This window comes from Psychromonas aquimarina ATCC BAA-1526, assembly GCF_000428725.1.
Taxonomy (GTDB): domain Bacteria; phylum Pseudomonadota; class Gammaproteobacteria; order Enterobacterales; family Psychromonadaceae; genus Psychromonas; species Psychromonas aquimarina.
On record NZ_AUAM01000025.1, the window covers coordinates 15,348 to 39,705 of the forward strand.

22 protein-coding genes and 1 pseudogene are annotated in these 24,358 nt (G+C 41.3%); 3 read left to right on the plus strand and 20 right to left on the minus strand.

Annotated features, from left to right (window positions below):
• Window positions 1–136: 136 nt before the first annotated feature.
• From G337_RS0110760 to G337_RS0110820, 14 genes and pseudogenes are all read right to left on the minus strand, one after another.
• Window positions 137–832 (minus strand): type 1 glutamine amidotransferase domain-containing protein, encoded by a 696-nt coding sequence (locus tag G337_RS0110760; RefSeq protein ID WP_028863890.1) that lies wholly within the window; start codon window positions 830–832, stop codon window positions 137–139.
• 171 nt (window positions 833–1,003) lie between these two features.
• Window positions 1,004–1,915 carry a helix-turn-helix domain-containing protein gene (locus G337_RS0110765; RefSeq protein ID WP_028863891.1) on the minus strand — a complete coding sequence of 304 codons (912 nt, stop codon included), beginning with the start codon at window positions 1,913–1,915 and terminating at the stop codon, window positions 1,004–1,006.
• A 122-nt stretch (window positions 1,916–2,037) separates the two neighbouring features.
• On the minus strand, window positions 2,038–2,586 hold the full coding sequence (locus G337_RS0110770; protein WP_028863892.1) for a hypothetical protein: 549 nt from the start codon (window positions 2,584–2,586) through the stop codon (window positions 2,038–2,040).
• Window positions 2,587–2,611: 25 nt separating this feature from the next.
• Window positions 2,612–3,541, minus strand: coding sequence for a peptidoglycan-binding domain-containing protein (locus G337_RS0110775; RefSeq protein ID WP_211235801.1), 930 nt, complete (start codon window positions 3,539–3,541; stop codon window positions 2,612–2,614).
• 81 nt (window positions 3,542–3,622) lie between these two features.
• Window positions 3,623–3,877: pseudogene (locus G337_RS28195) on the minus strand (transposase); the annotation flags it as partial.
• Between the two features lie 82 nt (window positions 3,878–3,959).
• Complete coding sequence (locus G337_RS0110780) at window positions 3,960–4,271, minus strand: hypothetical protein (RefSeq protein WP_028863894.1); 312 nt, start codon at window positions 4,269–4,271, stop codon at window positions 3,960–3,962.
• 131 nt (window positions 4,272–4,402) lie between these two features.
• The gene (locus tag G337_RS0110785; protein WP_028863895.1) at window positions 4,403–4,876 is read right to left on the minus strand and encodes a winged helix-turn-helix domain-containing protein; all 474 of its coding nucleotides are present in this window, start codon (window positions 4,874–4,876) and stop codon (window positions 4,403–4,405) included.
• 124 nt (window positions 4,877–5,000) lie between these two features.
• The gene (locus tag G337_RS0110790) at window positions 5,001–5,213 is read right to left on the minus strand and encodes a hypothetical protein (RefSeq protein ID WP_028863896.1); all 213 of its coding nucleotides are present in this window, start codon (window positions 5,211–5,213) and stop codon (window positions 5,001–5,003) included.
• Window positions 5,214–5,714: 501 nt separating this feature from the next.
• A complete protein-coding gene (locus G337_RS0110795; protein WP_028863897.1) occupies window positions 5,715–6,044 on the minus strand; it encodes a YbaB/EbfC family nucleoid-associated protein in 330 nt (109 codons plus the stop codon).
• Window positions 6,045–6,091: 47 nt separating this feature from the next.
• Window positions 6,092–8,557 carry a DNA polymerase III subunit gamma/tau gene (gene dnaX, locus G337_RS0110800; protein WP_028863898.1) on the minus strand — a complete coding sequence of 822 codons (2,466 nt, stop codon included), beginning with the start codon at window positions 8,555–8,557 and terminating at the stop codon, window positions 6,092–6,094.
• A gap of 5 nt (window positions 8,558–8,562) precedes the next feature.
• Window positions 8,563–9,108, minus strand: coding sequence for an adenine phosphoribosyltransferase (apt, locus tag G337_RS0110805; RefSeq protein ID WP_028863899.1), 546 nt, complete (start codon window positions 9,106–9,108; stop codon window positions 8,563–8,565).
• A gap of 202 nt (window positions 9,109–9,310) precedes the next feature.
• Window positions 9,311–9,475 (minus strand): hypothetical protein, encoded by a 165-nt coding sequence (locus G337_RS28610; RefSeq protein WP_157619280.1) that lies wholly within the window; start codon window positions 9,473–9,475, stop codon window positions 9,311–9,313.
• Between the two features lie 263 nt (window positions 9,476–9,738).
• A complete protein-coding gene (gene dusC, locus G337_RS0110815; RefSeq protein ID WP_028863900.1) occupies window positions 9,739–10,671 on the minus strand; it encodes a tRNA dihydrouridine(16) synthase DusC in 933 nt (310 codons plus the stop codon).
• A gap of 137 nt (window positions 10,672–10,808) precedes the next feature.
• Window positions 10,809–11,846, minus strand: a complete 1,038-nt coding sequence (locus G337_RS0110820; protein ID WP_028863901.1) for a methyl-accepting chemotaxis protein — start codon at window positions 11,844–11,846, stop codon at window positions 10,809–10,811.
• A 236-nt stretch (window positions 11,847–12,082) separates the two neighbouring features.
• Here G337_RS0110820 and G337_RS0110825 point away from each other — a divergent pair, with 236 nt between their 5' ends.
• Together G337_RS0110825 and G337_RS0110830 are read left to right on the plus strand one after the other, a co-directional pair.
• Window positions 12,083–13,081, plus strand: coding sequence for a response regulator (locus G337_RS0110825; protein WP_028863902.1), 999 nt, complete (start codon window positions 12,083–12,085; stop codon window positions 13,079–13,081).
• Complete coding sequence (locus tag G337_RS0110830) at window positions 13,081–14,037, plus strand: sensor domain-containing diguanylate cyclase (protein WP_028863903.1); 957 nt, start codon at window positions 13,081–13,083, stop codon at window positions 14,035–14,037. The genes G337_RS0110825 and G337_RS0110830 overlap by 1 nt, the downstream gene beginning before the upstream one ends.
• A gap of 286 nt (window positions 14,038–14,323) precedes the next feature.
• On the opposite strand, the gene G337_RS0110835 is transcribed toward G337_RS0110830, so the two are convergent.
• Entirely contained in the window at window positions 14,324–15,289 is a 966-nt protein-coding gene (locus G337_RS0110835; RefSeq protein ID WP_028863904.1) for a PstS family phosphate ABC transporter substrate-binding protein, read from the minus strand.
• Between the two features lie 238 nt (window positions 15,290–15,527).
• Between G337_RS0110835 and G337_RS0110840 the strand changes: the two genes are divergently transcribed.
• Complete coding sequence (locus G337_RS0110840) at window positions 15,528–16,067, plus strand: DUF4136 domain-containing protein (RefSeq protein ID WP_028863905.1); 540 nt, start codon at window positions 15,528–15,530, stop codon at window positions 16,065–16,067.
• A 65-nt stretch (window positions 16,068–16,132) separates the two neighbouring features.
• Here G337_RS0110840 and G337_RS0110845 read toward each other — a convergent pair whose 3' ends face one another.
• From G337_RS0110845 to G337_RS0110865, 5 genes are all read right to left on the minus strand, one after another.
• Entirely contained in the window at window positions 16,133–17,995 is a 1,863-nt protein-coding gene (locus G337_RS0110845; RefSeq protein ID WP_028863906.1) for a DUF3466 family protein, read from the minus strand.
• A complete protein-coding gene (gene uup, locus G337_RS0110850; RefSeq protein WP_028863907.1) occupies window positions 17,996–19,912 on the minus strand; it encodes an ATP-binding cassette ATPase Uup in 1,917 nt (638 codons plus the stop codon). It lies immediately after the preceding gene.
• A gap of 14 nt (window positions 19,913–19,926) precedes the next feature.
• Window positions 19,927–20,166 carry a glutaredoxin family protein gene (locus tag G337_RS0110855; protein ID WP_028863908.1) on the minus strand — a complete coding sequence of 80 codons (240 nt, stop codon included), beginning with the start codon at window positions 20,164–20,166 and terminating at the stop codon, window positions 19,927–19,929.
• A 16-nt stretch (window positions 20,167–20,182) separates the two neighbouring features.
• Window positions 20,183–22,426 (minus strand): bifunctional 23S rRNA (guanine(2069)-N(7))-methyltransferase RlmK/23S rRNA (guanine(2445)-N(2))-methyltransferase RlmL, encoded by a 2,244-nt coding sequence (gene rlmKL, locus G337_RS0110860; protein WP_028863909.1) that lies wholly within the window; start codon window positions 22,424–22,426, stop codon window positions 20,183–20,185.
• A 246-nt stretch (window positions 22,427–22,672) separates the two neighbouring features.
• Complete coding sequence (locus tag G337_RS0110865; protein WP_028863910.1) at window positions 22,673–24,313, minus strand: phosphoethanolamine transferase; 1,641 nt, start codon at window positions 24,311–24,313, stop codon at window positions 22,673–22,675.
• Window positions 24,314–24,358: the final 45 nt, after the last annotated feature.

A 24,358-nucleotide genomic window follows, 5' to 3' on the forward strand; every position in this document is an offset into this window, starting at 1 on the left:
CTCTTAGAAACAATACAAAAACACAATATACCCGTTATCATTCAAAATGCATTTTTGCATCTTGAATGATAACGGGTATATACAGCGCCGCATAAACAACATAAAAATTAACAACTTAGACTAAACACTATAGTTTTTATAAATTTTGAATTACTTCTAAGGCTTTTTGGGCAGTTTGAGTAGTAGAATTTGGATTCTGTCCTGTAATCAGCCGACCATCAACAACTGTGTGCCTCATAAGCGGGAGCATTGCTTTGCTATATATCATCCCCCTTTCCTTTAAGGTCTTCTCAAGGTTGTAAGGTACAAAACGTTTTACACCAATAATAGTTTCGTCAAAATATGGAAATCCTGTTCCCTTTTTACCTTTTATCAGGTATTCGCCATTACTTAGTCGAACATTCTGCAGTGCTGCTACACCATGGCAGACTGCCGAAACAACTTTGCCTCCCTCGTACATTTTACGGATAAGTATGTGAAGTTCATCGTCATTAGTAAAATCCCACATCGCGCCATGTCCCCCTGAGAAGTAAAGAATATCGTATTCATTCCAATCTATACCTGAGAGTGATTTAGTATTTTCTAATAAAGACATGAAATCTAAATCTTCGTAGCGCTTTCTAGCGGCTTTATCTAATACAAGGCGGCCCAAACTTCTTTTATCTATTGGTATTTTTCCTCCTTTGGGACTAACGATATCCATACAGATCCCCGCCTTTTCAAACTCATCGTAAAAATGGGTCAATTCAGATAACCAGAGGCCCGTTGATTCCGCTTTGGAGTTTTCGAAATCAGAATGATTGGTTACGACTATCAACGCTTTTTTATTCATTTTTTCCCTTATTGATGAATATCTATCATCTTTCAGATTATCGACCAGCAATGCTTTTTATTCATTTTCCATTGAACGATAAGTATGTCCTATATTTTAGGAACCTAGTAACACGAAAAGAGGAATGATAAACACAAATCGCAGAAAGAAGATAAATTTTAGACGGCCTTTTTATTGACGTGAATTTCGATATTCCACAGGTGTTTTTCCCGTTTTATTTTTGAAAAGCCTGGCAAAGTAATGGGGATAGTTGAAACCTAGAGAATAAGCTATTTCACTTATTGAGCTGCTGGAAAATACTAATAAATGCTTAGCTCTTTCTATCAGGAAATCATTAATGTGCTCTTTAGCAGAGCGTCCCGTTTCTTTAGTCAGTAGATCACTTAAATAACTTGGAGACAAATAACATTTATCTGCCAAATATTGGATTGTAGGCTGACCAGTTTCAAACAGGTCATTGTTTTGGTAGTAATCCTTTAGAAGAGCCTCAACTCGGGAAATCACATCAACATTTTCAGTAGAGCGAATGTTCAGTTGACGTTCGTAAAATCTGCAGCTGTAATTAATTATTAGCTCAATATAAGATACTAAAATTTGTTGACTTTGATTATCTATACGCTCGTTAATCTCACCTTGAATAAGGGCGGCAATACGCTCCAGCGTTTCTTGTTCCTGCTCCGATAATTGTAAAGCTTCATGGATTTTATAGTTGAAGAAACCGTATTGGTCTATTTTAGCGCCTAATGAAGTATTTTCGATAAGGTCAGGGTGAAAATAAAGCATCCATCCTTTTAACTGATTGATCTTCTGAGCCTTGGTTACTGTCATTACTTGCCCGGGAGCTGTAAAAATTAAAGTACCCACATCAAAATCATATTGATTTAAACCATAATCAATACCACAGCCCACATCTTTAAGCCCAATACAATACATATCGGAAGAGAACCTCATTCCAATTAATTCTTCGCTATACGATAGTTTTGCACTGTCAACTATCGTAATTAAAGGATGAGCGGGCTTTCCTAACCCCATATTCTGAAGCAGTTCGGCAATTGTTCTTGTTCGGAAGATGTTATTTTTCATTTTAGTGTTTTATAATTTTATTTGCAGCTTTCAAGATCTATTTCATATTCTTTCAATACGGATTGAGTTTGTAACCTTTTTTGCCCCGTCGAAACAGCCATAATATTCATAGAAATTAGCTCCTAGTCATTCATACCTGCTGCAACATAAATGGTGAACGTATCATAATAAAGGGGGAGATTGTCGCCTAGAGTTGCGTAATCTAAGCTCACTTCCGAATGAATAGTTTTAGCAAAAATTTTACTCGACAAATCAATAGAAACAGGTTTACCTGAACCGGCAGCACCTTCTTTTTTAAGTGATTCGATAAGAGCTGTATTAATTTTATCTATTTCAAATTGTTTTTGAATTAAAGGCGACGTTTGCAGTAAATCCACAATTCGATTGACCTTTTTACTCTCAGCACCTTCGGTTGATAAAAGAGTAACCGTTAAATTATGTATCAGACAATTTTTTTGTTCTATTATCGCAAGGCTATTGTCCTTGTAGGTAACAACCTGTCTTAAATAAGTTTCATAACCATCAGTTCCTTTATTGCTACTGACATCAACAACTTCAGATAGCGGCCTAATTACCTCACTTAACTCAACTGTATTAACTGTGCATTCGTTTGCCTGAGCAGAAATACAAAATAGAATACCACTAAAACTACTTAGTACTTTTCTTAGCATAAATTGAAACCTCATATCCTAGTTGTTATACAATTGCTTTTTTATTTGGTGTAATTTCAATATGCCAACAATTATTTGATTTGTTTGTCTCGTCAATATAGTGAGTTATATAGCCTGTTTTAGTTAAATGCTGAAGTGACTTAGAAAACTTATCTTTATTAAACTCTTTACCACAAACAGAGCGAGTAGAATTAACACCAATATCAATAATATTCATTGATTTATATGCTTCCGATGTAACACAGTGCTTAGACACTCGTTTTCCAACTTGTAATAGTTCCAGAATTTTTGATTCCATTAAAGTAATCACAGCCTCTTTTGATAAACCAGAATTTTTCTCAAATACTTTTAAAATTTTGTCCCCTTCTCTTCCATAAAGCTTATATTGCTTACTCAAATTTACTTTCGCATTTCTATACATAATACTTGCTTGCTCTTTTGGCGTACGAAGTGTGCTTGATATTACAGCATGAGGCATCCCCGCATCTTTCAGTGCCATTTTTATTACTTTTTTACTATATTCGGATATGATTTTTGCAGACGGCTTGATGTCAGATTTATACGTAACTTGATAATCGGTTAAATTATCAAGTCGATAAATTAACGGGGAAGTTACCTTAGGGGAGATAGACTGAATTAGCTTATCCCAGCTAATGTAATTTTTTTGATGAGCTGCAATTCTTCCTTGATCAATAACCTTATAGTTCTTTGTTAACGCTCGAAATGTCGTTCCATTAGGATCAACTCGCCCATCTGGATTAGCGAGTTTAATTACATCACGTTGAAAACTATTAATTGCGCTTATTGTTATTCTTCCGCATTTCCCATCTGCTTGCAAAGAAGTTACAGGGGAAAATTTTGAGTAATAACAGTTCAGCAATATTTGAATCAGCTTAACATCTGCACTTTGATTCAATCCCTTATTACCAACAGAACGTTCTATTGAAAGATGCACAATCATTATCCTTGATTTGTTTTGATGGCCGAGTATGCTAGTAACTGCACTCACACATGTCAACAAAAAGTTAAAAAAAGGTTTTTCATTGATTTCATCAGAGAGTGTGGTTTGATTTTTTTTAACCAGTTGAGGTTCAAAACTGCCGCTACGATCTCTTGGGGTATTAAGCTCAAAGCTCCCGACAGCTGACTTTACAGTTTTAGTGCTAGAGCCATTTTTCCGATTAGGCTGCTGGTCGTTATCCAGGTGTTGTTCGATCTCGGCTTGAAGTGCAGCTTCGGTTAACTGCTTGATAAGAGATGTGCGTACACCGTCTTTACCGTTAAAATTTTGAGGATCTGGTCTTGCGTTTTGCCTTTAAGGGCAAAAGACAAGACCTGACCCAAATGGTTATTTTGTCCAGTTGATTAACTTGTTAAACATTTTTTCGGAGTATATTTAGTAATTTATTAACATTGCCTTTGTTTTTACCCCAGTCAAAACACTGTAATGGAAAGACACATTTACTTGTAACCAATATAGAATTATTTGCAGTAAATTGTATATTGATATCCTCTCCCCATGACAGAGCATTTAGTCCACTTGAAAGACTGATAGATTCCGATGAATCGTTTTTTACTTTCCAACCAGTTATTTTTATTGCACGATTAACAGTACTACGAATATCAAAGTCAGTATTATCAAAAGAATAGCTATCTTGAAATTGAGCAGGTAATCCAAATGCCATGATACACCTCTATATTTACGATTAATGTTTAGACGCCTTACTCACCGGCGAGTAAGTTGGTGCTGTTTTTGCTGCTTTTGGTTTTGAGCAAAAAACGCGACAACTGTATCGAGTCCGAGTGCAACAACTTGTTATGTGCCTACTACTTCCATCAGGTATTTACGACCTTCTTTAGAGATATAGTGTTCACAACTACCGGATTCACCTGTAAACGAGTTCCCCATAATAAAACCAGGATGAGAAATTAAACCTTTTTCTAGTAATTTATCGGTATGATAATTCAACGTACCCAAATCGATATTTAGTTTTTCAGCTAATAACCTTTCATCTACGCCGTCTGTATTAGCGAATAGAACGTTTAGTAAACTAATCTGTATTTCAGGTAATTTTATAATCTGATTCGATTGCTCACTCAGTTGGTTTTCGTATTCCTTGAGCTTGTTTTCTAATTTCTCATTATCTTTCTTAAGTTGAGAGTTTTCTTTTTCAGAAAGATCGAGCTTAGTTTGTAATATTTCATATTTGTCATTTATTAGTGTGATCCGCTCCTTCAAGATGGTTGAAGAACCATGCTCATTTATCAGCTTTTCAAACATACTCAACATTTGATCTTTATCTCCATACTTTGAGTGGCACATAGCGCCATTTTAAGCTGTAAATTATGGTGGGCTATAATCGCGCAGCGATGGCCCGCTGTAATTTGTCTGCTTAAAAATTCTTGTTAAGTTGCTATTGAGACGGACTGTTGCTTAGTGCTTTGCGAATAACTAAGAAATAGACAGCAAAGTAACCAAGCCAAGCAAAAAATATTGAAGACGCAACCCACATTACTTTATTGCTTCCTGATGCTTTTTTGGAAAATAAAGCCATAAATATTGGTAATATAAAAACAGCAAAAATAATCACAATAATGATTAATTGCCAAATAGAAATTCCTCCCATAGTAAATCCTTTTAAACTTTATAACTCAGTAAAACCCACACTCATTGAGAGCAATTTAACATCTTTTAGACGGAATAATTCCGTGTTTTCACAAGAAAGATACCCATCAAATATTCATAATAAAAATAAACTTTACATGTATTAACACTACTTATCAAACGGTTATATTTTGTAATAGGATTTATCTATTGCAGAAAGGTGGAAAAGTTCCGTATTGGCGCTAGGAACATAGAATACAATGCAAACAATGTATGTAGTCAGTGATTTTTTTGAAAAATGAAAGGTAGAGCGTACAAGACTCACTACTGGGAGTTATTAAGCGTAGATTTATCTGATTAAGTTGAGCCTGGCAGGCAGAAATGTATGAGCAGGTATAAGTCAGAAACAATAAAGGGGCTTAATCAGCCCCTTCAACATGCATTACATTCACAGGGGTTGACCCCTATTTGTCCCCTTGAAAACTCAATTAAAATAAGTAATTGATTTTAAAGGAAAATATTGCTAAAAAGGCATTTTAAAACCAGGAGGCAGATCCATGCCGCCAGTTAAACCGCTCATTTTACTCTTGTTAACTTCTTCAACACGACGTACTGCATCGTTCATTGCAGCAGCAATAAGATCTTCAAGCATCTCTTTGTCGTCTTCCATTAAGCTTTCATCAATTTCAACTTTACGTACATTGTGATTGCCTAATAAGGTGATTTTTACAAGACCGGCACCAGACTCACCCACTACTTCAGTATTAGCGATCTCTGCTTGTGCTTTCTGCATATTTGCCTGCATCTCTTGGGCTTTTTTCATTAAGTCGCCCATTCCAGCTTTATTAAACATATTGTCTCTCTTTATCTTAAAAATTACTATTTACGAGTGTGATCTGATTATAACGGTATGATGCTATTTTCATAGATCTTTGCACCATAATCGCGTACGAAAGTTTGTATATTTACATCTTCTTTTATTGAACGTTTAGCATTATCTAAATACTGCTGAAAAATTGCCAGTTCAGATTCAAATGCAGTCAGCTCACCGGGCACATCCCCTACTTCAATATACATGCTGACCTGTTCACCAAAATGGGCTTTTAGTTGAGCTTGTAACTGTTCACATAGATTACTGTCATTAAGAAGATGCTGCTGATCAGCTTTTAAGGTTAAAATTATCTGCTGATCAACTCTTTTCATAACACTGTTTTTAGCCAGCAGCTTAACCAGTCCGAACAGATTCATCTGCTGAATCGCCAGAGACCAGGGATCGGTTAATTTATCTTCAACATATTTTGCAACATCAATTTCAGGTAATTCTATCTGCTCGTCAGTAAAAAACGGTGTTTCAGAAAAATCTTCGGCAGAGCTGCTGCCTAGCGGCTGAGCAGGAGCACTAGGCTCTGCTGGAGCAGCCTGGGGATGAACAGGACTGCTGGAAATCGCTGTAGTCTCCTGCAGATCAACAGGCATATCTGCGGCAAACGGCGGAGCTGAGCTTTCAAAACTGCCAGATTCCGCACTTATCTCATCCTGATAAGCATCAAGCGGCGGCAGCTGCTCATCATTCATCCAGCTGTCTTGACTCTGTGCCGGCTGGGCGGCTGTCACGGCAGCCGGAACTTGCGGCAGCGTTTCTACAGCGGCTTTTTTTTCTGCGACAACATGCTGGCGGCTCTGCTCAAGCGGCTGAGACGTCTGTGCAGCGTTTAACTCCTGCTTAACAGCGGTTTCCGGTTTACTTGTTGTCGCCTGTAACTTTTTTACTTCTTCTCGCTTTAATCTATGGCTTCGCAGCATATTTCGAGAATGCGTGATATTTTTAAGCGGCGTACTTTGCACAGGCTCCGCAGCAGGTCTTAGCGTTTCCTGCGTATATTGATCGGACTGTTCAGGCACTGCAGCTGACGGCGGCATAATATCTGCGGCTCTCTGCTCTAACTGCGGCTGAGCTGTTACAGAAGACGGAACTGCAGGTGCCTGTTCAGGCATCACGGGTGATACTGGAGCAGGGCTGACAGGCTCGGGATTTAACTGCTCGACGGCGGCGGGCTTCACGGGCATCTGTTTGGGCATTAACGGCGATACCGGAGCCGGACTGACAGGCTCGGGCTTTAACTGCTCGACGGCGGCTGGCTCCACAGGCATCTGGTCAGGTATTACCTGTGCTGCCGGAGCCGGACTGACCGGCACTGAGTTTAACTGCTCGACGGCAGCGGAGTTAACTGTTCCCTGTTGAGGAGAAGCGGCAGGCAGCTCAAGCTGATTTTCATCCAAAGTAATATAATTTGCCGGCTTAAAGGCAAGCAGGCGCATTACGGTCATTTCCAGCGCAATTTTACCATTCGGTGCAAACTCATAATCTTTATAACCCTGCACCGCTATCTGATAATAAAGCTGTACTTCTTCGGGGCTTAAACGCTCTGCTAATAACTGTACTGCCGTCTTTTCGCTGACATTGGCCGCACTGCGCATCTGCTCAAGTGCGATTTCATGGCATAAGCTTGCCAGCTCCTGATGAAGGCTGGCAAAGTCTGCTCCCAGGTGGACAAATTCTTCTATTTTTTGAAATACTTTCTGCACATTACCCGAGGCGATAAAATGAAGCAGATAATGCAGGTGACTGTTATCTATCGTGCCGAGCATCTTTAATACCGACTGATGCTCAATATTTCCAGAGCCGAATGCTAAAGCCTGATCTGTCAGACTCAAGGCATCACGCATACTGCCGTCAGCGGCTTTGGCGATCACCGCCAGGGCGGCATGTTCAAAAGAGGCCTGTTCGTGCTGCAGAATATGCACCAGCTGGTTTTCAATCTCCTGCGGTAAAATCGCTTTTAAATGAAATTGTAAACAACGCGATAAAACCGTAATCGGCAGTTTTTGCGGATCCGTTGTTGCTAAAAGAAACTTCACATATTCCGGCGGCTCTTCTAAGGTCTTTAACAGGGCATTAAAACTATGCTTAGAAAGCATATGTACTTCATCGATTAAATAAACCTTATAACGCCCCTGCGCCGGTTTATACTGTACGTTATCAAGTAGTTCGCGCGTATCATCGACTTTTGTACGCGAAGCCGCATCGATTTCCAGTAAATCAACAAAACGTCCCTGGTCAATTGCCTGACAGTTTACACACTGCCCGCAAGGTGTTGCGGTAACCCCCTGCTCACAATTAAGACTTTTTGCCAGAATTCGAGCAATTGTAGTTTTACCAACACCTCGAGTACCGCTGAACAGATAAGCATGATGCAGCCTGTTTTGTGCCAGACCGTTTGATAAAGCTGTTAATACATGCTGCTGACCAACCACTTCCTGAAAGTTACGAGGCCGCCATTTTCGTGCTAAAACTTGATAACTCACTAAATTTACTCGCCTTCAAATTCAACTAAAGAAAAATGCGGTACGTCCAGCGCGTCTAATTTTTTAGCACCTTTTAATCCTGGTAACTCAATCACAAAAGCGGATTCAATAACGAGTCCGCCTGAACGCTGAATTAATTTCACTGAAGCTTCAGCCGTTCCGCCGGTTGCTAACAAGTCATCAACTAAAATAACCGTATCCCCTTCCTGAATCGCATCATGGTGGATCTGCAGGGTATCTGTTCCGTATTCCAGTGCATAACTTTCCTGAATCGTATCACGCGGCAGTTTTCCAGGTTTACGTACAGGGACGAATCCAGCACCGATTGCAGCCGCCAGCGGCGCACCGAAAATAAAGCCGCGGGCTTCAGTACCCACTACCTTATCAATATTTTTACCTTTATAGCGTTCAACAAATAGATTAATTGTTGCCGCAAACGCATCACCATGCTCGATTAAACTGGTGACATCTCTGAAGATAATGCCTGGAAGCGGGTAATCGGGAATACTTTTAATGTTGTTTTTTATTAGCTGCAGTGTGCTTGATGTCATCAGTCATTACTCTTATTGAAATTGTATGCGCTAAGGGTAAATAGTTGCATGATTATGTGCAAGCAGTTGTCTCAACTATTCGCAGTTGAGCAGGTTAAAATCAGAAATATTCCTCTATTTTCTATATAAATTGATTTTTACATAAATAACAGAGGAATATTTGGGGGTAATAAATAGACAGTGTGTACTCACAATAAGTACTTTAATGGAAGATATGTTCAACAACTTGATCTGCGACGCTTAATGAAAATCCTTTTTTCATAACATAATTTTTCGATGCTTTACGGGCAAGTTCCCGCAAATGATTATTTAATACCATATGGTCAAAAACATCGTGTAATGTCAGCTCTATCTGCTCTATGCTCATTTTGCCTCTCCATTGAAAGTTCATCTGAAAATAGTAACCAGAGCTTACAGACAAGTAATCACACTGCTTATCTGCAAGTCATTACAACCTTAGCCGCACATCACGCAAAAGACAATATTTTGACAAAACCATGCTTTTACAGTGGTTTTACTGCATCTTATTCATTGTTAAGCGCTTTTCTTATTTACCCGCAGATCTCTTCTTTTCTCATCAATACAAGAAAGAAAAACTGTGAAGTTCCTCACAGCTAAATATATGTACAACTAAGCATTCTCAGCACTTAATACCTTGATAATGTCACTGGTAGACTTGATAGAACGGACTTTAACAAACAGATCTTCCCCTTCGCTGTACTGCATCGCAATGTAGCGCAGCCACTGCTTGATCCGCTGCGGGTAGTATCTTTCTTTTGAGCCCGTCGTTTCAAAATCACTATATTTAAGCAGCTGCTGTGTAACCTCATGCCACGGCATTTTAGTTTCACCTTTTAAAACTCTTGCTAAATTCGGGACAGCCACAGCGCCGCGGCCGATCATCACATCTTCACAACCGCTTATCTCTTTACACTTTATGTAATCAGTCCTGCTCCATATTTCGCCATTGGCAATAACAGGAATATCAATGCAGTCTTTAATCAGCTTAATATACTGCCAGTGTGCAGGCGGCTTATAGCCCTCTTCTTTGGTTCTGGCATGAACTGTCAGTTCTTTAGCACCGGCATCACGAATTGCCTGTGCAATCTCAACACAGCGGCTTTTGCAGTCCCAGCCGAGGCGAATTTTTGCAGACAAAATCTGATCATCGGGAACTGCTCCCCTGACCTCTTTAACAATCTGATAGATAAGCTCCGGCTCTTTTAATAATGAAGCACCGCCAAGATTTTTATTTACCGTGCGTGCCGGGCAGCCGAAATTCAAATCTAGCCCCTGTGAGCCCATGGACACAGCACGGTAGGCATTTTCAGCCATCCAGTCAGGATCCTGTCCTAAAAGCTGTACTCTTACCGGCACACCTGCTTCTGTTTTACTACCGTTATGCAGTTCCGGGCACATGCGCCGGAATACTTTTCGCGGTAATAACTGATCAACAATACGAATAAACTCACTAACGCACATATCATAACCGCCAATATCAGTCAGCAGATTACGCATAAAGGCGTCAGCAACACCTTCCATAGGTGCCAGTATAACTCTCACAAACATTTCCTTTAATTTAAGGCATCAGCACCTTTTCGCAGCGCAGTATAACTGCTGCTTGGTCAATTCGATAATAGAAATTATTCACAGGCGATAATTACAATGAAGAGAAGAGATAAGTTTAAAACAGTAGAAGGTTATTTATTCATTTTAGCAAGCTCAACTAAGACGGCGGTGCTTAACTCAATATTTCTCTGTGAGCCCGCAACAGCGGCTCTGGTATCTTCAGCTATCTGTTCAAATTTAGGCACCATCGCATCAACCATACCTAACTGACTGCCTGCACTTGCGGACATCTGGTTAATATTATCAAATAGTGCGGCAATCGACTGCATCAGCACTTCGCTGGAAGTTTTATCCTGCTGAGCCAGCAGTTCACTCATCTGCTCAGAAAAACTGTTTACCTTAGCAGATAAGCAACTGCTCGCTTCCGATAATGAAGCGACAAGCTGATTAATCTCACCCGCATGTTCGCCGGATTTATTAGCCAGATTCTTAACTTCATCGGCAACAACTGCAAAGCCCCGTCCAGCCTCTCCTGCACGCGCAGCTTCAATTGAAGCGTTTAAAGCTAATAAATTTGTCTGCGAAGAGATTGTAGTGATGGTTTTTGCCATCTCCTCTATTTTCATAAATTCGTCAGTAAAGGCCTGCGTTTCAGCTAATAAATCCTCAGCCCAGCTGCCCGACTGTCTGAATTCATTCATAAACTGAGCCTGCTGCACCTCAAGCAGTGAAAAGCTTTTGTTCACCATCTCGATTCCCGTTAATGATTCCTGTGACAGATCCACAACCGACAGGGATTCATCGGCCATTGATTTAACCTCATTCAGAGTCTGGTCAACAAAACTAACCCGAGCTTTAGAGCGGTGATTTACATCACTGGCATTATCTGCAATTTCTGTCACTTTGGCACGCGTATTGTCAGTAATTTCGAGCAGTTTTTCACAGTTATCCGGCAGCTCGGTCTGTAGTTCTACTGCTGCACTCTGGTGTTTATGAACGGCACTTCTGGAGCTGAAAAATGATACTAAATAGGGAATCAGATAGGTTGTCCCTACCTGCAGCCAGTTAACCGATAAATCAGAAAACAGCAGCGGGTACTGATTAATTAAATTTAAAACAGTGCCGACAATCAAGGCAACAACAAATGATTTCTTATGTAATGAGGTCATTATTATTTCCAAATTATTAATAACTATAGATATTCATTATCGCGGCAGATGAAAATACTGCGGAACTAGAGTTCACATTTTTATTGAATAATAACTAATAATTATCCTTTACAGTAAAAAATAATAGCGCTAAACCCCACAGATGACCTATCCTTACGCTATCAATATTATTATATTCACTACATGATTTCACGGATGAAACATTACGCGAAACAAAGATATATTCTAGGAACATTATGTCATTACCCGTTTTAATTTGTGACGACTCAAAGCTTGCCCGCAAATCAATTGCCCGCTCCCTGCCCAAAGACTGGGATATCACCGTCAGCTTTGCCGAAAACGGAGCCTTAGGCATTGAAGCTATCCGAGAGGGAAAAGGTGATATTGTCTTTTTAGATCTCAATATGCCGGTTATGGATGGTTATGAGGTGCTCGAAACAATTTGTAAGGAAGATCTCCCGGCAATCGTTATTGTTATATCTGGTGATATTCAGCCGGAAGCGCATAAAAAAGTGCGCGAAATGGGGGCCATCGACTTTATCCAGAAACCCATCAATCAGGAAGTGCTTACAACATTACTCGCCTCATACGGCATTTATAAAGCCGGCAGTCACCACTCACTTGCAGAAGCTGAAAGTTCGGAAAATATAGGCCTGCGGGACGCTCTGCAGGAGGTTGCAAATATCGCCATGGGTCGAGCGGGTGATCTGCTTGCCCGTCTGCTTGATGTATTTGTTTTACTGCCGATCCCTAATGTAAATACCCTGGAAACCAGTGAACTGCATATGGCATTAACTTCAATTGCCAGCAGCGATAATGTATCAGCTGTCTGTCAGGGATTCATCAGCTCGGGTATCAGCGGCGAAGCAGTTATGATTTTCCATGACTCTAGTTTCAATGATATGGCTAAACTGCTTAAATATAACGAAACACTCGATGATCATATTGAAATTGAAGTAATGAACGATATTTCGAATATTCTAATCGGCGCATTTTTAAACGGCCTGGCTGAGCAGCTTGATATCAGTTTCAGCCAGGGGCAGCCGAGTGTACTCGGACAGCACCGCCGGGTTGAAGAACTGATCAAAAACAGACAGGACCACTGGCAGAAAACCTTAGCCATTGAAGTTAATTACAGAATTGATAATTACAATATAAAATGTGATTTATTACTTTTATTTACCGAAGATTCCATTGACACCCTCACTAACAAAATAGGATACCTGTTGAAATAATGAGTACTAGTATAGAGCTTAAAGATATCCATTGGCTTATTGATATGGTTCAAAATATCGATGTGGGACTGGTGATTATCGACCTTGATATGAATGTTAAGGTCTGGAATGGTTTTATGGAAAACCACTCCGGATTATTAACCAAACATGTCGTGGACCGAAAATTAGTTGAACTGTTCAGCGATATTCCCAGTGACTGGCTGCAGCAGAAAATTAACAGCGTCTGCCTGCTGAAAAACAAAGCCTTCACGACCTGGGAGCAGCGTCCCTACCTGTTTAAATTCAAAAGCTACCGGCCGATTACCAGCAGTGCTGAATTTATGTATCAGAATGTTACCTTCCTGCCGTTGACAGATATTGTCGGCAAAGTAACGCAAATCTGCATGATCATTTACGATGTCACGGATGTCGCATTAAACAGACAGGCCTTCCAGGAAGCAAATAGAAAGTTAGAACATCTCAGCCATACCGATACGCTGACACAGTTAAACAACCAGGGTTACTGGCGGGAGTGCTGCCAGCAGGAGTATAAGCGCCATACTCGAACGCAGCAGCCGTCATCATTAATCATGCTGGATATCGATCACTTTAAGCAGATTAATGATACCTACGGACACCCGTTCGGGGATGAAGTGATACGTGAAGTTGCGAACTGTTTACGTAAAAACATGCGTGAGACCGATATTGCCGGACGCTACGGCGGCGAAGAGTTTGCATTGATTCTGGTTGACACAACGCTGCAGAGTGCACAGCACGTTGCAGAGCGTATCCGTCAGTCAATAGAGTCATGTGAATTTCACTATCAGGGTAAAGAGGTAAAAATTACAGCAAGTATCGGCATTGCACATATCACCGGCAATATTCCGGATTATCAGACATGGATTAAAACAGCCGATTTAGGTTTATACATAGCGAAAGACTCTGGCCGTAACCAGATTGGAATTAGTGAGCATTAAAACCGCGCGGATAATTCAGCCTATACATAGCGAAAAACTCTGGCCGTAATCAGATTGGAATTAGTGAGCATTAAAACCGCGCGGATAATTCAGCCTATACATAGCGGCAGACTCTGGCCGTAACCAGATTGGAATTAGTGAGCATTAAAACCGCGGATAATTCAGCCTATACATAGCGACAGACTCTGGCCGTAACCAGATTGGAATTAGTGAGCATTAACAGTTAATTATAGTTTAAACAAAATAACAGCGCTTTTTAGCGCTGTTATTGCTGGTGCTGGATAAATTAATTCAAACCTAATTTCGCTAACTCTTTGGCGGCGATACTGCCCGGCAATGGAATATAACCGTCTTTCTTGACAATTGCCTGCCCCTGTTGTGACAGCACCATTTTTAAAAATTCAGCCTGCAGCGGAGATAACGGCTTGTTAGGGTGTTTATTAACATAAACGTATAAGAAACGAGATAAAGGGTATTTACCCGTCACCGCATTCTGCATAGAAGCTTCAATAAAAGGTCCGCCTTTTTTGGACAGCGCAACGGCTTTAACCCCCGCCACCTGATAGCCAATACCCGAGTAACCAATTGAATTAAGAGATGATGCAACCGACTGCACTACAGATGCCGACCCCGGCTGCTCATTCACAGAGTTTTTAAAATCCCCTTTACATAAAGCTTTTTTCTTAAAGTAACCATAGGTACCGGAAACAGAATTACGTCCGAACAGCTGCATGTCTCTGCCTGACCAGCTGCCGGCTAACCCCACATCAGCCCAGCGGAGTACATTTTTAGATGCACCGCATTTCTGAGTGGCAGAAAAGATTGCATCCAGCTGCTTAATGGTCAGCCCTTCAATGGGATTGTCTTTGTTGACAAATACCGCTAATGCATCAATTGCAACACGGACCTGCGTAGGTTTGTAACCGTAGCGTTTTTCAAAAGCTTCAATCTCTCTGGACTTCATTTTACGGCTCATGGGGCCGAACTGCGAGGTACCTTCTGTTAACGCCGGAGGAGCAGTTGATGAACCCGCGGCCTGAATCTGAATGTTAATATTCGGATAGCTGCGTTTAAACTGCTCAGCCCAGAACGTCATCATATTTGCTAATGTATCTGAGCCGACAGAAGAAAAGTTTCCTGAAATACCTCTCACTTTTTCGTAACTAGGTAACGGCACATCGGAAGCGGCAGCACCAGCAGTGAATAGTGAAGCTGCGCTTAATGTAACTGCAGCTAAGGTATTAAATTTCATGCCGAACTCCAATATTGATTATAACTGCTTACATTTAAAACAAGGCAGCTGCTAATATGCACTACTAATATGACACTTTAATGACAGACAGTGTACGATATTTTTAAACCGTCAGCGATAAGCTTCTATGGAGTATCATCCGTTACTAAAGCATAATATGTCCTCCAGCTCTTTTGCATCAGCCTGTTTCTCAACTATTGTTGTTAAATAACGTTTATTTTCACGATTGGAGTATTAAATGTTACGTATTTTTACTGCACTTTTATTAGTTTGCTCAATCTCAGCTTGTACCATAAAACCTGCTACTGACTATATTTTAGGCCATGACTTTTCTCAGTATAAAAGTTTTGCATTTGCCAGCCCGACTGAAGATGAAACCGTCAGTATCGACGGTTCACGCATAGAAAAAGCAGTAACTCAGCTCCTAATTCAAAAAGGGATTAAGCACACAGTTCCTGAACAGGCTGATCTGCTGGTAGATTATCGCATAGACAGCGCCACTGAACTGGAATCATATGGAAGCAGCCTAGGTATTGGAGTATCTCGCGGCAGAGGCCGGGGGATAGGCACTGTTGCGATGAGTACGCCTACCCACTACCGCGAGCGTAAATACGGTAAAATAGTTATCGAATTTTTAAACCCGGAAAACCGCTCTGTAGTATGGCATTCGATTTCTCAGAGTCAGTTAGGTGAGACAATGGGGCCGGAAAAACGAGCTGAGTTTATCGGTACCCAGGTTGAATTAATGCTTAGTACTTACCCTCCGCAGGGCAAATAATTACATACAAAAAAGGCTTGTTACAGTCCCCCGTAACAAGCCTTTTATCTTTTCAGAAAAAGCTCTTATTTAGATAAACGACGAACTAATAATAACGGCAGTGCAAACAACCATAACCAGAAGCTTGCTCCGCCCTGACGGTCATAAGTCTCTTCTTCCGTTTTTAACAGATCAGAGTTCCAGCAGTTCGGGCTGTCATTTGGAGACATACCAGCAGTAGGTGTCAGCTTAAACGCCACCTGCTGTGCATTAACCATATTCTTATAATCGGCGGCATTCGGATACTCAAAACCTTCTGCTAATACCACACCGTTTTCATTGATTACACGTGCACTTCTCATGCGGTAGTAAGGAGAAGTAACAACACCGGCTGCTTCACTACAGATAAGGTCATTAATTCTCCAGCTTTCTCCGCTGGCATTGTTATATAAAAATGCGGTCTGGCTGCGCGGTGAGCCGTCTACAACTGGTTTATCCTGATCGTAATCATCAGCTTCACCAACCACTAAACCAGCATTATTCATATCAAAACCACGGCTGTTGGCACCATACTTATAATTACTTTCACCCGCTAAACGCTGCTTGGTAGTCAGTACTTTTTTGTCTAGGAACGGAAACTTAATAGCACTGCTTGTATGGTCATAAACAAAAAGTTCAGTGGGTTTATTGCTGCCTTTGGCATTATTATATTCACGGTTACCCATTATGATGCTGCTGTCATTAACCGCGGACGCCCAGGTATTGTATATACCTGTTTTTTGATCGTCCTCATCACCGATATCAGCAGTAGCGGCTGTTAAGGTAATAGGGGCACCATAAGCACCAGCTGCATCAGGCACCATAATAATTGCGCGCTGACGCCCGGCATAATTATATCTTTCATCTTCAGTCGTTGATACGCCCACTGCGAGACCTGCGCTGTTGATATCCAGCGCGCTGCCTGCGAAGACGACATTTTTATCTTCATTGGTTGCATTACCATGCAGCCAGGTTGTAGCTAGTTTAAATCCAGTCAACTCAGTCTCTGAGCCGCCGGCAACTAACGAAGTTACATCCCAGGCAAAGGCCTGCGTATCAAAACCGGGACAGTTGTCTAATTCATTATTTCTATAACGATCTTCATCAACCTCGCTGGCATAACAGCGCCTAAAAATATCTGTGTTATTTTTCGGGTAAGAAACACTGGCGGCACCAACAACCAGTGTTTTCTTCGTGCCGCCCGAATAAGTGACTTCCTTCAGTTTATAAGCGCTGGTAAAACCGCCTGTGCTGCCCAGGTGAGCATAATTACTGTCAGTACCAGAAAACTCAGGCATTAAAGAAGTGACACTGCCGCCGCTTGATGATTTGATAAATGCACGGCGGACAAACTCACGGTTACCGCTGCTGTCATAGGGCGCAGAAGAGTAACCGGTAAGAAAACGGTCAGCTGCGAGAGGGTTACTCACGTCTGTCACCTTCACATCGGTAGTATCAACCCCCGTTGTTTCAGGATAAGGATTCTGCGCCTGGTTACTGCCGCTTAACAGCGTATTACCCATAAAGTAACTACTGTAGCTGTTGGTTCTATCTAGTGACACATCAGACTGAGCATTACGCCATGCCTTGTAGCCGTTTTCATAACTTAAGTCACCGGCTGTTTGTGAACCGTAAAAATCAAGCTCACAATAAACGTTATCGTACTGACATTCACGGTTAAAAGTCAGAGGAAGACCGATATCAATATCGCGGGAAAGGCTGGCTTTTAGTGAATAGGTGCCGATAAATTCATTATCATCTGAAAGAGCAGATGGAAATGCGCCATACTTGGCACCTTCAGCGGGTGCTTCAGTGATTTTCTCTACTGTATAATAGGCGGCCTGATCAGCCGCCCAAGCGTTAGTTGCAAACAGCACGGCCATACTTACTAAGGTTACTTTAAATCTCATTTAACTGTTTTCTCCATTTTGTAATTCTTCTAGCTCTTCCCAGCGCATAAATGCGGTTTCCAGCTGCGCTTCGGTATCAGCAAGCTCTGCTAAGAATTTATCAGCTTCAGTTTTATCTTTAGTAAAGAACTCAGGCGTATTAATCGTTTCCTGAAGCTCCTCTACCTTTGTTTCTAACTCTTCTAAAACTCGCGGTAAACCGTCAAGTTCTAACTGCAGTTTGTATGATAGCTTTTTCTTTGCTGCAGCTTTAAGCGGTGCTTTTTCTTTTTTAACTTGAGCTTTAGCCTCACTAATAACAGGCTGACGGGCGGCTTCACTTTGTGTTTTGTGACGCACGGCATCGCTGTAACCGCCGACAAACTGCTCCACGTTACCATTACCGTCAAAGAACCAGGTATGGGTTACGGTATTATCAACAAAACTACGGTCATGACTTACCAGCAGCAGTGTTCCCTGGTAGTTAGCCAGCAGCTCCTCTAATAATTCCAACGTTTCGACATCGAGATCATTGGTAGGTTCATCGAGAATTAATAAATTGTTCGGTTTTAAGAAAATTTTAGCAAGTAAAAGACGATTTTTTTCACCGCCCGATAAAGCTTTTACCGGCGTACGCGCACGTACAGGATGGAATAAGAAGTCCTGCAGGTAACCCAGTACATGACGTTTAGCACCGTTAACTTCAACTTCCTGTTTACCTTCAGCCAGATTATCCATCACTGATTTCTCAGGATCCAGGGTATCGCGGTACTGATCAAAGTAAGCAACTTCTAATTTAGTACCGCATTTTACAATACCGCTGTCGGGCTGCAGCTGATCTAAGAACAGTTTCAGTACAGTACTCTTACCGCAGCCGTTACGGCCTACCAGGGCAATTTTATCTCCACGCATAATAGTGGTGGAGAAGTTACGCACAATACATAAATCATCGTAGCTGTAGGCAACGTTTTCAGCTTCAAAAATAATTTTACCGGAGCGGCTGGCCGCATCAATATTAATTTTTGCTTTGCCCTGTACATTCTGGCGCTCAGAGCGTTCATTACGCAGTGCTTTTAATGCACGAACACGACCTTCATTACGGGTACGACGTGCCTTAATCCCCTGACGGATCCACTTTTCTTCAATCGCTAACTTACGATCAAATTCAGCATTCTGCTCTTCTTCAACACGTAATGCTTCTTCTTTAGCAACCAGATAATCATCATAACCGCCCGGCCATGAACTTAAATTACCACGGTCAATATCGATAATGCGCGTTGATAAACGGCGGATAAATTCCCGGTCATGGCTGATAAAGACAATCGAACCCTGGAAGCTCATTAAAAACTGCTCTAACCACTCAATTGTACCGACATCCAGGTGATTGGTAGGCTCATCAAGCAGAAGCAGATCCGGATCATTGACTAAGGCTTTCGCCAGCGCGACTTTACGTAACCAGCCGCCCGACAACTGATCCAGCATGGTATCCGGGTCGATCGCTAAACGGTCTAAAATCTGATTGATTTTACTGTCTAACTGCCAGGCATCCAGCTGATCAATCTTCTCCTGCAGTTTCTGCAGTTTATTTAATTCTTTTTCGCTGCAGTCTTCAGAAATAACATGCAGCTGATGGTGATACTCTTTTAATACTTCACCCGCATTTTCCATACCCGACGCGACAAAATCGTAGGCACTCATAGTATTCGCAGTAGGCGGATCCTGCTCTAAACGTGCTACTTTTACATCGGTGTTAATCAGCAGGCTGCCGTCATCAAGCTGAATACGGCCGTCTAACACTTTTAACAGCGTTGATTTTCCCGCGCCGTTGCGTCCGACTAAACAAACACGTTCGTTAGGTTCAATAACCAGGTTTGATTTATCTAATAATGCACTGTCACCAAAGGCGAGCTCTGCGTTATGTAAAGTTAATAATGCCACGTAAATACTCTTTTTTATTGGGTGTGAATATGAATAAAATCGTTCAGCTCCTGCAGGCTGAAAGGCCAGTTAATCGTATTGCCGTTCTTATCTTCAATAACAGGAATAGAGTAACCGTATAAATCCACTAATCTCTGATCGTGGATGATATCGACTTTTGAATATGGGGTGTTTGTTTGTTGTAATAATCTGACGGCATCATCACACAAATGACAGCCGTCAGTGAAATATAACAACAGGTTTTTATCTGCCATTATTTATCTCTCGTTATTACTTATCATGCTTAGTTAAAATCCAGCACTGATGGATTTTGCTGTTACGTTTAAAGTCTTCAGGGATAGATGACTGGCTGATATCTTTAACATAAAAACCTAATGCTTTAACCGCATCGATATCTAATTTAAAGCCGCGCTTATTATTGGAGAAAATAATCTCACCGCCTGCATTCAAACGTTCAGTTGCAGAAGTTAACAGATCAACATGATCATCCTGCACATCAAACACATCTTTCATGCGTTTTGAATTTGAGAATGTCGGCGGATCGATAAAGATTAGATCAAACATTTCATGAGCATGCTGCAGCCATTTAATACAGTCCTGCTGGATAAACTCATGCTTGCCTTTAATACCGTTCTCAGCGAAGTTATCTTCACCCCAGGCTAAATAGGTTTTTGACATATCAACACTGGTTGTTGATTTAGCGCCGCCTAATGCCGCATGCACAGAGGCAGTTGCGGTATAACAGAACAGGTTTAAGAAATCTTTGCCCTGCGCCATTTTCGAGATGCGTAAACGGGTTGGACGGTGATCTAAAAACAGTCCTGTATCGAGATAATCCTGCAGGTTAACTAACAATTTAGCCTGACCTTCATGTACCACTAATGACTGTTTTTTACTGTCCAGCTTCTCATACTGCTGACGCCCTTTCTGACGTTCACGTACCTTTATCACCAGCTTGTCATCGGAAAGATCCAGCATATAACGCACAGTAGAAACAACATCTAAGAAACGGCGGCGTACTTTACCTGCTTCAATCTCTTTCGGCGCGCGGTATTCCTGAATAATAACGTACTCACCATAACGGTCAATTGCTACATTATATTCAGGCAGATCGGCATCATAGATGCGGTAACATTCCACATTTTCGCGCTTTGCCCACTTCTCTAACTTCTTCAGATTTTTAGTTAAACGGTTGGCAAATGCTTCAGAATAGATAGCCGGTTTAATCTGCTTAGCTTCTTTAAATACGCGCTGCGATTCCGTTTCTTCGTCCATTTTCAGCGGATCATCATCACGCCCCATTGTCCATGGGTTAAGCGGCTGTGACTTTTTCGCTTCAACAACCGGCGCGATCTCTTCAACTTTTGCACTGCGTTTAGGAGAAATACGGTAATTTTTAAGTATACACTCAATCGGACCGTTAAAGAATTTAAAGCTTTTACCTGCACGCATACCTAAACAGCTCAGCAGCTCAGTATCCATAGCAAATATTGACAGATTCCAGCCGGCAAAGGCGTCTTTGAAATGGAAACCCAGTTCAGTATAAAGCGTAATGGTATCGCTGAAGCCGCCTAAACGCTCACCGTAAGGAGGGTTAGTTACCACCATGCCGGTCTCTAACTCTTCAGGAGGCAGTACTTTTTTGGCATCGGCAACAGAAAATTCAATCAACTCGGCAACACCTGCACGCTGTGCATTTCTGCGCGCAATTTCAATCATATCTTTGCTTAAATCAGATGCGTAAAAACGTGTTTCACACTGATTAACTGCACGTTTAGCATAAACCTGGGCAGATGTTTTTAATGTTTTCCAGCACTCGTCATCATGCTTTTTCCACTTTTCAAAACCAAAGGTCTGACGCAGCGAACCCGGTGCAATATTCAGCGCCATCATAGCGGCTTCAATCACTATCGTACCTGAACCACACATAGGATCTAACAGTGCTTCGCCTTTCCAGCCGCTGCGTTTAACAATACCGGCGGCCAGGGTTTCACGCATCGGCGCTTCACCGGCAATGGTGCGGTAACCACGCAGATGCAGCGGAGAGCCGGAAAGATCTAAATAGATAGTTGCTTTGTCTTTCCATAAACGGCCGTTAAAACGGATATCGGCATCGCGTTTTTCAACACTTGGACGGTCATCGCATTTCTTGCGGAAGCGGTCCACAATCGCATCTTTAATTTTTAACGCACCAAACTGGGTATTGCGAATTTCATCATTGGTACCGGAGAAGTCAATCGAGAAAGTATTATCAACATCAAAGTGCTCTTCCCAGGGAATATTGCTGCAGCCTAAATACAGATCCAGCGAATCTGTTACTTTGAATTCACTCAGCTTTAACAAAACACGTGAAGCAAAACGCGACCATAAACAAACTTTATAGCCCTCTTCCAATGTGCCGTCGAAAGTCACACCACCGTTCATTTGTTTGGTATTTTCAATACCCATCTCTTTCAACTCAACTTCAAGTAGAGGGGCTAAACCTTTGGCGGTTGGGATAAAGTAACTTAACATATTGGCTCTCAAACGATTAATAGAAAATAAAATGAGGCGTATTATACCCCTTAACCGCTATTATCCCTACGTTAATTTATGACTAGTTAAAAGAACAAACAAAGTATCCGTTTTCATGGCCTTTTATTAACACTTAATGCTCGAATTCAGTCGCTAGAGGCTGTTGTTTATAAGTGTTCGCAGACAAGAGCCGGGCGCAGTCTGTACTGCCCCCGGCTTTTATATAGTGATATTATCTGCACAGCGCTACTGCCTGCAGGAATGGAAGATATCCTGCTCCTGATTATAAACCTCAGTAGAGATACCCATAATGCCCAGCATAGAGTGGAAAATATTGTCGTGAGAGAAACTTTGTGTTTGCGCCTGCTCTGCTAAACATAAACTGTCAATGCCTTTGGCCTCTTTAAAACCTTCTGAAAACCAGATCATCATAGGCACTTTTGTCTGGTAGTCAGGCGCTAAACTATAGGGCGTTCCATGTAAATACAGGCCGTTTTCCCCCAAAGATTCACCATGATCGGAGACATAAAACAGAGCGGTATTATATTGCTCAGAATAGGCCTGCAGTTTTTTAATCATCTCGTTGATAACATAATCCGTATACAGAATGGAATTATCATAAGTGTTAACGATCTCCTCTGTTGTACAGTTTTCAATATCACTTTTCCGGCAGTCAGGCATAAAAGTCTGGAATTCCTGCGGATAACGTTTGTAGTAAGTCGGACCATGGCTACCGATCAGATGCAGAGTGATAAATTTATTGCCCTGCATAGCATCAACTTCACTTTCGAAATTTTCAAGCAGTGACATGTCATGGCATGTTTTACCGTCACAAAACTCATTCACCTGACTGCGGTCTACAGTCATATTCGGAATACGTAACGCAGCCCCTTTATCCCCGCCGTCATTTTCTTTCCAATACAATGAAACACCGGCCCGCTGCATAATATCCATAAAATTATCCTGATTAACGGCAGTCTGTTTACTGTAGTCCAGACGATCCATAACTGAATACATACAAGGTACTGAAACAGCTGTCGATGTACCGCATGAAGATACATCCTGGAAAGACAGCACGTTATTTTTCTTTGTATATTTATTCGTTTCACGCGGGTAGCCGTTTAATTCGTAATTAGCCGAGCGCGCCGTTTCCCCTAATAAAAATACAAATAAAGTAGGTTTACCGTTATCTGTTGCAGGCACGACCTGCTTAGCATCCAGACCTATTTGTTCATATTCAACGGGTGCGGTGAAATAGGTAAGACGGGTGTGTTTCTCTAAGCTGTAAACAAAATAAGTCGGAATAATCATATTTCTCAGATACATATTATTACGGCCAACTGAACTGAAATCTTTATAGAAAATAAACAGCACAGCACTAATAACAGCGAACGAACTGACTAAGGTGATAACTTTAGATAAAAGCGCTTTTAACAATGACGGATAAGTTTTGAGCTTAACTTTCAGAATCAGAAAACTCGGAATAATACCTAGGGCAAGAACCCAGGCCAAAGAGGCAATACTAAAATAAGAGCCGGCTTCACTCGGATCTGTTTCAAAAACATTTTCAATCATGCTTTGATCAAAAATAACACCGTAGTGGTACATGGCATAATTTAACACACTGGAAAGTGTAATTAAGACCGCTAGAAAAGGTTTTATTATGTACGGCCAGTTAAATAAATTGAAAATAAAGTTCAGAGCAGCCAGTAAAAAAAACGTAATGGATAAAGCAAAGGTAATATTAAACGGCTGCAGCTCAGTTAAAATGGACAGTATCTTTTCCAAAAGCGGGAAGTTTAGGACAAAAGTAAAATACAGCGCAGCGGCAAAAACCAGGCTGGTCGGCGAATACTCTTTATTAATCAGGGATTTTATTTTATTCATAATCATCATTAAAGTTGAACCAAAGATTTAATATCGAACGTTTGA